This is a genomic window from uncultured Imperialibacter sp. (genome assembly GCF_963974565.1).
GTDB classification, from domain to species: domain Bacteria; phylum Bacteroidota; class Bacteroidia; order Cytophagales; family Cyclobacteriaceae; genus Imperialibacter; species Imperialibacter roseus.
This window is the reverse complement of the sequence record NZ_CAXBCJ010000001.1, coordinates 551,735-566,144: the sequence shown is the minus strand read 5'-3', so window position 1 is coordinate 566,144 and position 14,410 is coordinate 551,735. Positions and strand designations below refer to the sequence as shown.

9 protein-coding genes are annotated in these 14,410 nt (G+C 48.1%); 4 read left to right on the top strand and 5 right to left on the bottom strand.

Translation table 11 applies throughout. The features are described 5' to 3' along the window. Positions 1 to 106 precede the first annotated feature (106 nt). Positions 107 to 1,456, bottom strand: coding sequence for a DEAD/DEAH box helicase (locus AAC052_RS02500; protein ID WP_339810687.1), 1,350 nt, complete (start codon positions 1,454 to 1,456; stop codon positions 107 to 109). A 367-nt stretch (positions 1,457 to 1,823) separates the two neighbouring features. After that, on the bottom strand, positions 1,824 to 2,645 hold the full coding sequence (locus tag AAC052_RS02495) for a hypothetical protein (RefSeq protein ID WP_339810686.1): 822 nt from the start codon (positions 2,643 to 2,645) through the stop codon (positions 1,824 to 1,826). Between the two features lie 426 nt (positions 2,646 to 3,071). Between AAC052_RS02495 and AAC052_RS02490 the strand changes: the two genes are divergently transcribed. Next, entirely contained in the window at positions 3,072 to 4,505 is a 1,434-nt protein-coding gene (locus tag AAC052_RS02490; protein WP_339810684.1) for an ATP-binding protein, read from the top strand. 122 nt (positions 4,506 to 4,627) lie between these two features. Here the strand turns inward: AAC052_RS02490 and AAC052_RS02485 are convergent, their stop codons facing one another. Both AAC052_RS02485 and AAC052_RS02480 read right to left on the bottom strand, forming a co-directional pair. Beyond that, positions 4,628 to 5,182 (bottom strand): dihydrofolate reductase family protein, encoded by a 555-nt coding sequence (locus tag AAC052_RS02485; protein WP_339810683.1) that lies wholly within the window; start codon positions 5,180 to 5,182, stop codon positions 4,628 to 4,630. Between the two features lie 6 nt (positions 5,183 to 5,188). Beyond that, the gene (locus AAC052_RS02480; RefSeq protein ID WP_339810682.1) at positions 5,189 to 5,824 is read right to left on the bottom strand and encodes a hypothetical protein; all 636 of its coding nucleotides are present in this window, start codon (positions 5,822 to 5,824) and stop codon (positions 5,189 to 5,191) included. A gap of 442 nt (positions 5,825 to 6,266) precedes the next feature. Here AAC052_RS02480 and AAC052_RS02475 point away from each other — a divergent pair, with 442 nt between their 5' ends. The 3 genes from AAC052_RS02475 (at position 6,267) to AAC052_RS02465 (ending at position 11,174) form a co-directional block, all read left to right on the top strand. Next, positions 6,267 to 8,654, top strand: coding sequence for a TonB-dependent receptor (locus tag AAC052_RS02475; protein ID WP_339810679.1), 2,388 nt, complete (start codon positions 6,267 to 6,269; stop codon positions 8,652 to 8,654). Between the two features lie 38 nt (positions 8,655 to 8,692). Continuing rightward, positions 8,693 to 9,910 carry a DUF4374 domain-containing protein gene (locus tag AAC052_RS02470; RefSeq protein WP_339810676.1) on the top strand — a complete coding sequence of 406 codons (1,218 nt, stop codon included), beginning with the start codon at positions 8,693 to 8,695 and terminating at the stop codon, positions 9,908 to 9,910. 64 nt (positions 9,911 to 9,974) lie between these two features. After that, the gene (locus AAC052_RS02465) at positions 9,975 to 11,174 is read left to right on the top strand and encodes a PepSY-associated TM helix domain-containing protein (RefSeq protein WP_339810673.1); all 1,200 of its coding nucleotides are present in this window, start codon (positions 9,975 to 9,977) and stop codon (positions 11,172 to 11,174) included. A 221-nt stretch (positions 11,175 to 11,395) separates the two neighbouring features. On the opposite strand, the gene AAC052_RS02460 is transcribed toward AAC052_RS02465, so the two are convergent. Beyond that, on the bottom strand, positions 11,396 to 14,257 hold the full coding sequence (locus AAC052_RS02460) for a pitrilysin family protein (protein ID WP_339810670.1): 2,862 nt from the start codon (positions 14,255 to 14,257) through the stop codon (positions 11,396 to 11,398). Between the last annotated feature and the right edge of the window lie 153 nt (positions 14,258 to 14,410).

The window sequence follows — 14,410 nt, the reverse complement described above, 5'->3', positions numbered from 1 at the left end:
GAAACCCTCCAAGGGTTCACTTTCATATAGTCGCACCAGATATGACCTGCTATTTCCCTCACAAGACAAACCCTTGGAGGGTTGTGGGCAAACAGCCGTTGCCCTACTACTTCTTCTTATTATTTTTAAATTTATCGCCCCTGGTCTTCGGCTTCGTGTATTTCAGCACGATCTCCCTTTTGTAGGAACCACCCAGGTTCACCTTTTTGTTCTTCGCTATTTTTTCATGGAAGCTCGGCCCGGCCAGGTCTTTCTTGGCATTCCGGTGTGGGTTCTTGTTGTCGCCGCTTTTGGCCCTTTCTTCGGGCAACAGCTGGTGCGAAATTTCAATGCCTTCCGGCATTTCCAGTAGCGCAATTTCATGCAGCATGAGCACCTCAATGGCTAGCTTGTGTTCTTCCTCTCTGTCGGTGAAGAAAAGGATGGCGTTGCCTTTTTCTTCCATCCTACCGGTACGGCCAATGCGGTGGATATAGTTTTCCGGGAAGTTGGGCGTGTCAAAGCTCACCACATGGCTCACGGTCGCCAGATCCAACCCACGTGCCATGACGTCGGTGGCAATAAGGATGCGGTTTTTCCCGCTGTCGAAGTCCTCAATGGCCTTGACCCGGTTGTTCTGCGACTTATCGGTGTGGATGATGCCCATTTCCGGTGCGTAGGGGTCTTCCAGCAGGTCGTAGAGGAGGTCTGCGTTCTTTTTGCCGGTAACGAACACCAGCACTTTCTGGAAGGTGTCTTTGTCCCGCAGCAGGTTACTCAGCAGGTTGGCCTTGGTGTGGAAGTTGGGCACCCGGTAGGCTGTTTGTTCGATGGTTTCGAGGCGGGCACCGCTGATGGCAATAGATATTTTGACCGGAGCAATGAAGCTGTCGTTGATCAGCTCTTCCACTTCGTCGGTCATAGTGGCGGAAAACATGATGTTTTGTCTGCGCTCGGGGATAAGCTCAAACAGGTTGGTAAGCTGAAAGCGGAAGCCCAGGTCGAGCATCACGTCCACTTCGTCGATCACCAGCTTCTTGATTTCTTTCAGCTGAACGGCCTTGCTGATGGCCAGGTCGTAGATGCGGCCGGGGGTGGCCACCAGGATGTCCATGCCCTGGGCTACTGCCAGCGCCTGGGTTTTGATATTGGTGCCGCCGTATACGCCCATCACCCGCACATTCATGTATTTGGCGTAGGTGTTCACCTGCTCCACCACCTGCAGCACCAGCTCCCTGGTGGGCACCAGTATGAGGATGCGGGGATGCACTTGCTTCGAAAACTTCAGCTCCCTCAGCAGCGGCAGCATATAGGCCAGGGTTTTGCCCGTGCCGGTTTGTGCAATGCCCACCACATTTTTACCGGAGAGGACGACGGGAAACGCCTTCTCCTGAATGGGGGTAGGCTGGGCAAAGCCCAGGTCATCGAGGGCATTGAGGAGGGGATTGGACAGGTTGAGTTCTCTGAAGGAATTCATGGGTTGTGCGACTTATCAAACGAACTGCAAAAGTCGGGAGTATTGGCGAGGTAAAAAAATGGGGGAGGGAGTGTTGTGCTTGGGCTATAAGTTAGGGCTTCGCCTCTCCGGTCGGATTTCAGCAATGGTTCAAGCGTCCGCTTGGATCTTTTAGCATTTTGGAATCGACACAAGCGGACGCTTGCGCCAGGGGGGCTTGTTTTGTTTCAAGTGGAAGCTTCAACCAGCCTCTATTGAAGCTTCATTGAAAAATGAGATAGAAAAGGGAGTGTTTTTATTCGCATTATAGACCGTATGATAGTCTTTCCAATTCGCTAAATGGATCTATACGAATAGATTACAAAATTGAAGATCACAGGTTTCTGACTTAGGAATTTTCCTTTTCTAGCTTTATCAATAAGTTGGGAATCAGAGTTTCACTAAAGCCGGCTACAAATGCAAATACTAATGCGCCATACATAGGCTTTGATAGTTCATTAATTATTCCGAGAGCAAGATTACTTTGAATGATAAAGTAGGCAATTACAGCACTGAACGAGGATATGATTGCCCTTTCAAATCCGTAGAATAAATACAAATACCAATCTACGTCCTTCTCGAACACCATTTGTCTTATTCTTCTCGAAACAGAGATGAATCCTCCAATTGTACCGGCAGTTACCACGAAAATTAGATGTCGGTTGATGGGTTTACAATGAAATAAATTTAGGTTGTAAGTAAGAATTGAAAGTAAGATGCAAAATGCGACGAAGGTTAAAACAGTTCCTAGATATCTTAGCCGATTCCTAAACTGATTTCGATACACGGTGTTGATTTCGTTTATGAGATCATCGAGTTGTTTTTCGGCTTCTTCAATACTTCCGTTTATAGCTAAAGCCAAAATGGGAGCGATTCTACTTTTGACGCTTGAATCATCGACCACTTTGTACAGAAGCCCCTTGACCTCAATATATTTTGCTCTGATTTTAAAGTAGTTGCTCTCTCGACCGTTTTTATCTTCTTTTGTCCATGGCTCGATCGCTATTCTTATCGAGTCTACCAAATTCTTTGATTCAATTTCATAGATCACAAATTCGTCAGCTCTAAGGAAGATGGAAATAATTTCGTTGCCGCTTTGATCTTTCGCACCTTTGGTGTAGCCGGATAAAATTCTTTTAGCTCTTTCTTTGAATTCTTCCTCTGGAGTCATTGTGACAAGATTTGATGAAATTAAATATACAAAACAACACGCTTTTATTTAGATATAATTTTAACTATTTGAATGAAGCCAGTAAGACTAAGCCCATAACTCTCGTTTGCAACCCCTGCTCGCCAGGGAGGACTGGTGAGACTTACGCTTGTAACACATCATTCAACCAATATATCAATTAATCCTTTTCCATGGTTGTAATTCCTGACACTGATATATAGATAGTCATCTGGGCTTCAGTGAAAAAGGAATTGGTTTTTATCCGGTTCACAGCCCCTACGATTTGCCTTCGACTCTGCCAGTTGACTTGGCTGCCCCTTTTTCTATTTTTAGGCATGGAAATATTCAAAAATCATCTTATTTATGATTATTATTGTAAATAAGATGACTATAACATTCTTATTTAGCTAAAATAAAGAGAATAGTATGACTTTACAGTCTGTATCGGAGAAGCAAATCATAGAACGCCTCAAGTTTGAGAACCCGTGGTGGGTCACCGGGGCGATCGAGGATTTCTATAACGAGATGCCCAGGAGGCTGTATTTCGGTCTGTTCAAAACGCTGGCCTACGAAACGGGGGTGCGCAGGGCCCTGATATTGATGGGGCCACGGCGGGTGGGCAAAACAGTCATGCTGTATCATACCGTGCAGGATTTGATTGCTTCAGGTGTTCCCGCCAATAAGATCATCTTTATTACGGTGGAAAGCCCTGTTTATCTGAATGTAGGGCTGGAGCAAATGCTGCAATACGCCATGACGGCAGCTGGCCAGGAGGAGCTGTCTGGTCTTTATGTGTTCTTCGATGAGGTTCAATACCTGAAAAACTGGGAGGTTCACCTCAAGTCGCTGGTCGATAGCTACCGGACATGCAAATTCATAGCGTCGGGCTCAGCGGCAGCGGCATTAAAGTACAAGAGCTTGGAAAGCGGGGCGGGCCGGTTCACGGATTTCCTGCTTCCGCCGCTCACCTTCAATGAGTACATCCATTTGAAAGGGCTGGAAAATTTAATCAGGCCTTCAAAAGTAGACTGGCGGGGGGCTGATATCGACTTCTATTCTACCACCCATATTGAGGAGTTCAATAAACATTTTATTGACTACATGAATTTTGGAGGCTATCCGGAAGTCATTTTTTCGGAGAAGATTCAAGCCAATCCGGGCCGGTTTATCAGGCAGGATGTAATCGACAAGGTGCTGCTGAGGGATTTACCGAGCTTGTACGGTATTCGGGATGTGCAGGAGTTGAACTCGCTGTTTACCACCATTGCATACAATACTGGCAACGAGTTTTCGCTGGAGACGCTGAGTAAAGAATCGGGAGGCGTGAAGAAGCAGACGATCAAGACCTATGTCGAGTATTTGGAGTCTGCGTTTTTGATCAAGACGGTCAAAAGAGTAGGGCAGGACGCCAAACGGTTTCAACGGGATAACTTTTTTAAAATGTATCTGACCAACCCGTCCCTTCGGGCGGCTTTGTTCTCGCCTATGTCCGCCACCGATGATATGATCGGCAACATGGTGGAAACGGCGATTTATGCCCAATGGATGCACCGTGATTGGTTCACTCCGTGGTATGCCAGGTGGCAAAATGGAGAAGTGGATTTGGTTGCTCTGTCGGAGGCTAAGTTTGAGCCGCTTTGGGCGCTGGAGGTGAAGTGGTCGAACAGGTACTTCGAAAAGCCCAGAGCCTTGAAAAGTCTGCTGAAGTTCAGTGCCGAAAACGGCCTGAAACATGTGCTGGTAACCACCATTGATAAGGAAGGAAGCAAAGAGGTTGACGGAGTTAATCTGCACTATTTTCCTGCAGCTACTTATGCTTATGCCGTTGGCAAGAATACTTTGAAAATGAAGGGCGGATAAAATCGGGCGCTCATGGATTTGAAGTGCCACGAGGGGATTCCAACCTGGTTGGGGTGTTTTGGTCGGGTCACAGACCCTATGATAGACCTTCGGAATTTCAAATTCCGAAGAGCGGGTGCATGTTAATTTCTCTTCACCTCGTACCACAGCTCCACCATGCCATTCTTGTAAGAAGTGACGTCCTTGAGGTGCAGGGGCTGCTCCACACCTATGGAATCAAAAAACAGGAGGCCTTCTCCCAATAGCATAGATTTCACGGTTACTATAATTTCGTCAACCAGCCTGCCCCGGAGGAAGTCTTTGGCTATGACAGCGCCACCTACCACCCAGATGTTTTTGTAGGCGGGCTTCAGCCGATCAGTGACCAGCTTTTCAAGGTTGCCTTTATAAAAAGAGACATTCACCCTGGCGGACTTCAGCGGTCGCCTGGTGAGGACTATTACCGGCTTATTTCCGTAGGGCCAGCCCAGTGCCAGGGCATGTTCATAGGTTTTAGCACCCATTACATAGCAGTCGATGCCCTCGAGAAAGGTTGTGATTTGTTCGTCAGTTAGGTCGATACCCCTTTCATACGTATCAGGCGTTTCAATCCACGACACGTCCTTGTCCTTTCTGGCAATAAAGCCGTCGAGGCTGGAGACCATGTGTAGGGTGACTTTGGACGGGGTGGAGCTCATTTCTTTCTATTTGACCTTTAGCCGTATCACATAAATGGAGTCTGTGGAGAAAATATGAATACTGTTGCTGCTAAGGGTAAAGCCAGCATTAAAAAGCTCTTCAGCACTCATCATGCTGAGCGAATCGACGGTTGCCTGGTCAAGTTTGCCCTCGTACATGTAGGGAAGGCCATTGCTCAGCTGGCGTGACTTAGTCAAAACTGTGGAGGACTTCGCTTGCAGCGTCCGCTTCATGTCATGCGTGGTTGTGAGGAGCTTGGTGAGCGTGAGTGAGGTACTGCTCAGTTCAGTCAGCGAAAATATTCCCCCAAAGTTAAGCTTGTCCTGATCGGCCTTGTCGTCAAACGTATGCTCGATATACTTGTCGTCGATCACTTTCCAGCTGCCGAAGGATCCATTGTAGAAAAACTTTCCGTTGGGATAATAGCTCAGCGAAACATTCATTGGCGAGGGAAGTGTGTGGCCTTTGTTCTTGGTGGCATCTTCAAATACCCTCCAGTAGCCACCGGTCAAAGTAGCTAAAGCCTGATCGTTGAGCATGATGGCGTCAGGGTTACTGAGTTCGAAGCTCTTAGGCTGTGCGATAGCGGAAGTCAACAAAAGATAACAGGCGGCAGAGAAAAAATACTTTACAGCTTTCATGACATAGCGGGTAAGTTGCAAAAATGCCAATGCTAATGATTCGTCCGACAGGTGGCTTTCATGTAACTAAAATAAACATTCTTTGCGCTCGGGGTTCATTTTTCTTGCAAAATCTAACCAGCGCAGTGACTGGTGAAGACACCGACGCTGTCAGGAAGGAATAGAAATGCAGACAAGTTAATGTGCGGCGAAGCACACAAGTACATGTAAAAGAACACCAATGCCAGTATTGGAATTTTTTTCAAGCTGTGGTTTAATTTACGGTAATCACCACATTTCCCTTTTTGCCAGCCAAAGACCATTGAAACGCTCCATTTTCCGCAAATCGTGAACAAGGAAAATAATTCCGACAATTAGTTCCTATCATTTTCGTGTTTCGGGTTTGTCTCATACATTTGCCATTATTTGTAATAAGTCTAAATAATAATAAGACAAATCAAGGATGACGAGACTGGTACTTGTATGGATGTTAGCTTGTTGCACACAGGCCGTGTGGGGCCAGGCTTTCGAACGTCATGCCACCATCACAGGGAAGGTCACCTCTGCGTCGGGTGAAGAGATGGCAGGAGCCAGTGTGTTATTGAAAGGTACCACCACGGGAACTGTGACAAGTGTGGATGGCAGTTTCGAAATCGCCCATATTGCTGCCGGATCTTATGTGCTTCAGGCCCATCTGTTGGGGTTTGAGGGATTTGAGAAAGAGGTGAGATTGGCGGCTGGTCAACGTTTGAGGATCGATATCACGCTTGAGGAGGCCAGCTATGAGCTTGACAATTTGGAAATAGTGGGCAAATCGGAAAGCACCGAGGTTCGTGAGCTGCCCTATGCCGTGTCTGTAATAAGTACGAAGAATTTATACAACAGCACTTCCAATGCTAAAGAGGTGCTCAACCGTGTGCCTGGTGTGAGGGCCAGGGAAGACGGCGGCGTTGGTTCCAACCTGAGCTTTACGCTCAACGGCTTTTCCGGTGATCAGGTGAAGTTCTTCCTGGACGGCATCCCTATGGACAACTATGGGTCGTCACTCAGCCTCAACAATATTCCCGTCAACACCATAGAGCGCATAGAGGTTTACAAAGGTGTGGTGCCGGTGTGGCTGGGTACCGATGCCCTGGGTGGTGCAGTGAACATTGTATCGAACAAGCGCCACAACTTTATTGATGCTTCTTATTCTCTGGGGTCGTTCAATACGCATTTGGTGTCGCTGAATGGCGCTTATACGCATCCACAAAATGGATTCACCGTAAGGGCAAATGCCAATGTCAACTACTCCGACAACAGCTACCGGGTGTGGGTGCCGGTAAAGGAGGGGAACAACATTGTGGATTCGGCTAATGTGAGAAGGTTCCACGACCAGTACCGCTCGGGTGTGGTGAAGCTGGAAGCTGGGGTCGTCAATAAGCCCTATGCCGACAACCTGCTGCTGGGGCTGATGGTATCGGGCAACGACAAGGAAGTGCAGACGGGCGCCACGATGAACAGCGTGTATGGAGGGATCTTGAGAAACAGCCAATCGGTTATTCCCTCGCTGAAATACAACAAGGAAAACCTGCTGGTAAAAGGATTTAACCTAAGCTTGAATAGCGCTTTTAATGCGACAAAAAGCCAGGTGATTGACACTTTGAGAGGAGTAACTTACAATTGGCTGGGCGACACCACCTATACTCCCAATTCCAACGATGGCGAGTTGTCACGGACTTTTACCACGCTGACCGACGGTGAGTTCAATAGTCAGGTCAACGCCGGTTATATCATCAATACCCAACATTCACTGGCCTTTAACCATTCTTTTTCTCACTTCGAAAGAGAGGTGTTTGACAGAGAAAACCCTGACAGAATCGAAAACCAGTTTCCTAAGGCCATCAACAAGCAGGTGATGGGACTGGCTTACAAATTCGACGCCAGCGAAAAGTGGAGCACCACCGTGTTTGGCAAGTTTTACCTGCTGAAAGCTGCCACGAGTAAGCAGTTCGACTTTGGGCTGCCGACCCAGCGGACGGAGGCTACTGAAAGTAGAAAACAAAACCTGGGTTATGGACTGGCCAGTACTTATTTCTTATTGCCCCAACTTCAGATGAAAGCTTCCTACGAACACACCTACCGCATGCCCTGGGCAACTGAGATTTTTGGAGATGGTCTGTTTGTGCAGCCCAACCCCGACCTGGGGCCAGAGCAGAGCGACAACCTGAACCTGGGAGCGGCCTACCAGTTCACACTCAAGCGCCACCACCAGCTCATGCTTGAGAGCAGCTTCGTTTATCGGGAGGCGAAGGATCTGATATACCAGGTGGTGAGAGTGGCCAGCCCGGAAACTTATTACGAGAACCTGGCCCAAACGAAGGTGGTGGGTATGGAAGGCAGCGTAAGCTATCAATGGAAAAAGCTGTTGAGGGTGGGTGGAAATGTCACCTTTCAGGACATTACCGACCAGGCCGACTCGGTGTACAATGAATCTTACACCAACACAGGCTACCAAAGGAATTTCCAAAAGGGATACAGGCTGCCTAACACTCCTTACTTTTTCGGGCATGCCTATGCGGGCCTAACGTTTCAAAACGTAGCGGGCAAAGGGTCTTCTTTGAATGCGAATTACTATTTCAATTTCGTTCAGAAGTATTTCTTAAGCTGGGCTGAGCTGGGCTCCAGAGACACCAAGAAAGTCATTCCACAGCAGGCTTCCCACGACTTGGAGCTGTCTCTAAGCCTCAGAGAGAGCAAATACAATATTTCGCTGGAATGCAGGAACCTGGCCAATGCCAGGCTGTACGACAAATACTATTTGCAGAAACCGGGAAGGGCATTCTACCTGAAACTCAGGTATACACTTTAATCAATTTCAACAAACACAAATAATCAAAACAAAAGGATATGTTTTCTAAAAATCAATTCAAGCCATGGGCTATGCCAGCACTGATCTTAAGTGCGGCCATTTTCTTCACAGGATGCGGTGGGTCGGACGATCCCGAACCGGAAGAAACAGAGAGTCCGTTTGTGGTATCGCTGGCCATTCAGGGCAGCGACAATGGATTCACTTACTATTCTGTGCCTTTCGAGGACGTGATGACGGGTTCACTTTCGGCAGTAGGCCAGGGCATTGAGCAGCCGGGCTACTACGACTTTACTCAAATCGGCAGCACCATCTATAGCATTGGTGGCCTCGACGATGTGAATGTAGTGGGCATTTCGAAAAATGAAGATGGCTCTCTGGAGCAGGTTGGCGATATTTCCTTTGTTAATAGTCTGTCGGACATCATCAAAGCAGACGACAATACGCTGGTGGCCCTGGAGCTTTCGGCAACTTCTGATCAGGTAAAATTCCATACCATTGACATCAATTCGGTCGCTGTCAAATCAACCGTATCACGTCCTGTGTCTGACCTGGTGTCTGAGTATTCTGCTGCCTATGGGGGCATGAGAATCAGTGGTGATTATCTGTACCTGGCGTACTATGTGAGCGACCCCACTACCTACAACACCCCTTCTACTGAGCAAGCTGAAGTAGCTGTGTATTCTTATCCAGCCTTCGAATTTCAGAAAATAATGACCGACTCCAGGGTAGGGCCTATTGGTGGCTTCAATGTAAAGGCGGGCTTGATCAAAGACGAAAAAGGAGATGTGTACGCCTTGTCGCATTCTAATCCTGCCAATGGCTACAGCCAAACTACAAAGAGCGCAGGTATCCTTAAAATCGAGAAGGGATCGACAGCCTTCGAAGGGGAGTATTTTCTTGACATTGAGGAGCTGACTGGCGGCAAAACCACTGCCCACCTCATGTACCTTGGCGATGGCAAGGCTTTTGCCGAAATCAATATGGCTGACCGTGCCGATCAGGCAAGATGGTCTGACGGCCCTTTGCGGTCGGCGGTGATCGATCTTTACGCCAAAACCGTCACCTACATCAGCGGAGTGCCTGAGCATGCAGGGCAGGGTCGCCGACTGGCAGCAGTGCACGACGGCGACTTCGTGTATATGTACGTTCCTGAGGCTACGGGCATTTTCGTGTACAAAATGGATGTGAAAAACTTCACCGCAACCAAAGGCGCAGAGGTAGAAGCAAACTTCGTCGCTGGATTCTTCAAGCTATAATATTTGAACTGCCAACCTCCGGCCTGGTGGGCGGGCCGGAGATTGTTGCTGATCTTGACTGTCAATGAAAAACAAAAAAAGGAAGGCTAAAAACAAAAGTGCCATCAGCCGGCTTAACGATTGGCTGCACCTCTGGCTGGGGCTGACTTCCGGAGTCATTGTTTTAGTGGTGAGCCTTACCGGGTGCATCTATGTTTTTCAGCAAGACATAAAAGATGCACTGGAACCATGGCGTTTTGTAGAGGCGCAGGATCAACCTTATGCTCCTCCCAGTCAGCTGCTCGACACGGCTCAAGCTTATATGCCTGGTGCGAAGGCTACCGGCTTGACTTATGCCACCCGGAAGGGCGCTGCAGCGGTTGGTTTTTCCTCTTTTGAAGAAGGGAAACGCAGCTTTACGGTCGTTTTTATGAACCCTTACTCGGCTGCGTTTCTAAAAAAGCAGCAAACCATTGGTAATGGGCAGTTTGATTTTTTCCGTTTCATCATCGATGGGCACCGTGCACTCTGGCTGCCCTATGAGATTGGCCGACCGATTGTTGGCGTTGCCACTTTGGTCTTTCTGGTTTTGCTCGTGACTGGCCTGGTGATGTGGTGGCCTAAAAACAGAAAGAAGGCAGAAATGAAAAAGGGGCTTACGATAAGATGGAACGCCAGTTTTAAGCGGGTTAACTATGATTTGCACAATGTGGTGGGTTTCTATAGCCTGATATTGGCACTGGTGCTGGGCATCACAGGCCTGGTGTACAGCTTTGAGTGGTTTGCCGATGGACTCTATTATGTGACATCGGGGGGAGAGAGCCGGCTTGAGCACAGTCACCCTCACTCCGATGTATCGAAGGCTGGCCTCGTACAACATAATGATAGCATTTCACCATTAGATCGAGCCTGGTACAAAGCCGTGGCGCTGGAGCCTGATGCACAGGGGTGGTATATGACACCTATCCTCAGCGATGAAGACGATGCGATTGAACTAATTGCCTATCAGGATGAAGGATCATTCTATAACCACAATACCTATTTCTACGACCGATACACACTGGAGCCTTACCGCACCCGGGGAGACAGGTTTGCAGAGGCAGGCTTTGCTGATCAGCTGGCCATGCTGAACTACGATATACACGTGGGGGTGGCATTGGGCTTGCCCGGAAAAATACTGGCTTTCTTCATCAGCTTGATTTGTGCGAGTTTGCCGGTCACCGGGTTTATGGTATGGTTGAACAAAAAGAAGAAATCAAAAAAGCGGGAAAAGATTCGGCTGTAGACAACACACGACCGAGCAAAAAAATGAAGACTTTGCAAACGGTTGGGTTCAAAAGAAAAAGAAAGAGGCTGTCTCAAAAAGTCCAGTTTGCTACTTACGATGTCACATTGAGCCTGTCGAAATGCACATTAGTGCTGTTAACAAGGTTTCGACAAGCTCAACCTGACATCCATTGAGGACTTTTGAGACAGCCTCTTCTTTTTAGGTGTTTTTGATGTCTGCTATTTGTCTACTTTAATCGAATTTTTGTCAATAACATCCCCTTTGGCATCAAGCTCTACCACTTCATACCCAAGCTGCTCCAGCTTTTCCCGGTTGGTGGCGCCGTCGCCAACAACGAGGATATAAATACTGTCGTCGTCGAGGTATTTTTTTGCCAGCTTATTGATCTCATCTTTCGAAATGGTATTGATGATCTTGGTTTGCTGATCGACATAGCTCTTGTCGAGGTTGTAATGAGCGATTGTCCGCAGGAAACCTGCTTTTTGCCCAGGCGTTTCATAGCTTCTTGCATCCCGCTGACCAACTGAATTTCTCATAAAGGCAAGCTCATCATCGGTAATGCCTTTTTCCCGGTAGTCTGTGATCTCTTTCATAAACTCAACCACTGCGCTATCGGTAGCCGTTGCCAAAACTCCTGCATAGGCCTGATAGGGCCCCGGGTCTTCGGTAGAGCTGAAATAGGCGCCGGCACCATACGTCCAGCCTTTGTCTTCTCTCAGGTTGAGGTTGATGCGGCTGTTGAAAGCGCCTCCCAGCGGGTAGTTCATCAGGTAGGACTTGAAATAATCACCTGTCGCATCGTATTTCAGGTCGGTCATGTAACCCACACGGATTTGTGACTGAGGTGCGTTAGGCTTGTCGACCAGATAAATCTTGGTTTTGTCACCAGGCTTAGCGGGAGGCAGCGTTGGAATGGCCACTTTTTTGTTGGGCCAGCTTTTCAGGAAGCCCAGTTTTGGCAAGATATCTTTCTGATCAATATCCCCCACAATTACCAGCTCGCCCAGGTTGGGCGAGTAGTACTTGTTGTAGAACGCTTTTACATCGTCGAGGGTGATATTGGCCACCGTTTCTTCTATGCCAGAAGTTGGCACTGAATAAATATGCTCGTCGCCGTACAGCAGCCTGTCAAATACCTGCCCGGCAATAGCTGATGGATCCTGCTGGCTGGCCTTTATGCCTTCCATTTGTTGCTTGATTACCCTGTCAAAGTCGATTTGCTGGAAGCCTGGTCGCAGGAGTTTTTCCTCCGCAAGCTGTAGCGTTTTGTCGAGGTTCTTCTTCAGTGTATTAATACTCACCACCGTCGAGGTACGGTTGGCATAGATATTAATGCTGCTGCCAATCTTCCGCAGCTCTTCCTGCATGGCTTCGGCCGAGTAGTTTTGGGTCGACTCATCCATCATGGAAGCTGTGATTTGTGCAAGCCCGCTTTTCTTTGGGTCGGCTGCATCGAACTTGTGGCCGCCTACCAGCGTCAGCTGTATGGCCACGGTCGGTATTTCATTGCTTTTTGTGCCAATCACCTTAATGCCGTTGTCGAATTTGGTTTCCCAAAACTCAGGCACTTTTACGAGCGGGCTCGGGCCGGAAACGGGTCTTTTACTTCTGTCGAAAGGTTCGTTGGTGGGTTTTTTGTAAGTAAGACCTGTATAATCTGTTTTTGGAAATGCGCTGACGCCACTTGTTGGCTTCTCAAAGTTGTCAGGCTTGGCGGGGGCGGTTTCTGCATTGGGCAGATAGCTGAGGATAACGCCAGGCTTGTTGTATATATACTTATTGAACACCCGCATCACGTCGTCGGCTGTGATGTCGAGGTAGCGCTGCAGGTCTTTTTTGATCAGGTTGGGGTTGCCGAATGCGTACTGGTATCTTGATAGCTGTGATACTTTGCCGCTCACACTGGCCAGCCCGTTGATGGTATTCGACTCCTGGTTGGCTTTGAATTTTTTCAGGTCATCTTCGCTCACACCATTTTTGGCGAATTCGTCCAGTATCTGGCGCATTGCTGTTTCGAAGTCGGCCAGGGTTTGCCCAGGGTAGGGCAGCACAAACATGGTAAACTCGCCTGAAAGCTCTGCCGCCGGATGGAACACCGACGCCTGAATGGCTTTCTGGGTCAATACAAATTTTTTGAAGAAGTAAGAGCTTTGCCCAGTTCCCAAAATCTCTGAAAGGCAATCAAGCGCTGCTTCGTCAGGGTGCATATTGGGCACGGTAGGATAAGTGAACATCAGTGCTGGGAAGCGGATGTTGTTGTCGACATGCGAAATGTAGCGATCGGCGGGAATCACCGGGGCGTCCAGCTTCATTTTTGCTACCTCCGGCCCTCTCGGAATACTTCCAAAATACTTTTCAACAAGGGTGATCACCTTTTTCGGATCAACATCGCCACCCACAATGAGGGAGGCGTTGTTAGGGCCATACCACCGCAGGAAGAAGTTTTTCAGGTCTTCCAGATTAGCCCTGTCGAGATCCTCCAATAGTCCGATGGTCGACCACGAGTAAGGGTGCCCATAAGGATACACGGCGGCAATTGTCTTTTCGTTCCACATGCCGTAGGGAGCATTGAGCACGCCCTGGCCTTTTTCGTTCTTCACAGTCGCCCGCTGCACTTCGAATTTTTTCGTTGTCACAGCGTCGAGGAAGAAGCCCATCCTGTCAGCTTCCAGCCACAGCATGGTTTCCAGCTGGTTGCTGGGCACTGTTTCGAAATAGTTGGTTCGATCACGGTTGGTGGTGCCATTTAGCGTCCCGCCCGATTCTGTAACAATCTTGAAATGTTCTTCATCGGCCACATGATCCGATCCCTGGAACATCATGTGTTCGAAAAAGTGAGCAAAGCCAGATTTGTTGAGCTCCTCCCGGGCAGAGCCCACGTGGTAGGTAACGTCGACATGCACCAACGGGTCGGAATGATCTTCGTGAATGATCAGCGTCAAGCCGTTGGCCAGTTCGTATTTTTCATAAGGAATCACCAGCTCATCACCGGTTTTTGTCACCTTTTCGATGAGCTTGGTTTGTGATTGAGAGGTCAAGGCCATCGAAATGGCAAGACAGATGAGTAGCAGTTTTTTCATTCGAACATAGATTAGTTAAAAAGTAGTATTGAGTCTTTAACGTTTGATTACGAAAAAGTGGTGTTGCGGATATAATTTAGTACAAAACGGTGGTTCTAATAGGGTTTCGAAAGCAAAATAACCTGAATCAGGCTTTTATTGGACTTTCGGCTT

Bases quoted from the DNA above. Each gene is read 5' to 3' on its own strand.
- AAC052_RS02490 (WP_339810684.1), top strand. From the start codon at position 3,072: ATGACTTTACAGTCTGTATCGGAGAAGCAAATCATAGAACGCCTCAAG.
- AAC052_RS02500 (WP_339810687.1), bottom strand. From the start codon at position 1,456: ATGAATTCCTTCAGAGAACTCAACCTGTCCAATCCCCTCCTCAATGCC.
- AAC052_RS02460 (WP_339810670.1), bottom strand. From the start codon at position 14,257: ATGAAAAAACTGCTACTCATCTGTCTTGCCATTTCGATGGCCTTGACC.
- AAC052_RS02485 (WP_339810683.1), bottom strand. From the start codon at position 5,182: ATGAGCTCCACCCCGTCCAAAGTCACCCTACACATGGTCTCCAGCCTC.
- AAC052_RS02480 (WP_339810682.1), bottom strand. From the start codon at position 5,824: ATGAAAGCTGTAAAGTATTTTTTCTCTGCCGCCTGTTATCTTTTGTTG.
- AAC052_RS02470 (WP_339810676.1), top strand. From the start codon at position 8,693: ATGTTTTCTAAAAATCAATTCAAGCCATGGGCTATGCCAGCACTGATC.
- AAC052_RS02475 (WP_339810679.1), top strand. From the start codon at position 6,267: ATGACGAGACTGGTACTTGTATGGATGTTAGCTTGTTGCACACAGGCC.
- AAC052_RS02465 (WP_339810673.1), top strand. From the start codon at position 9,975: ATGAAAAACAAAAAAAGGAAGGCTAAAAACAAAAGTGCCATCAGCCGG.
- AAC052_RS02495 (WP_339810686.1), bottom strand. From the start codon at position 2,645: ATGACTCCAGAGGAAGAATTCAAAGAAAGAGCTAAAAGAATTTTATCC.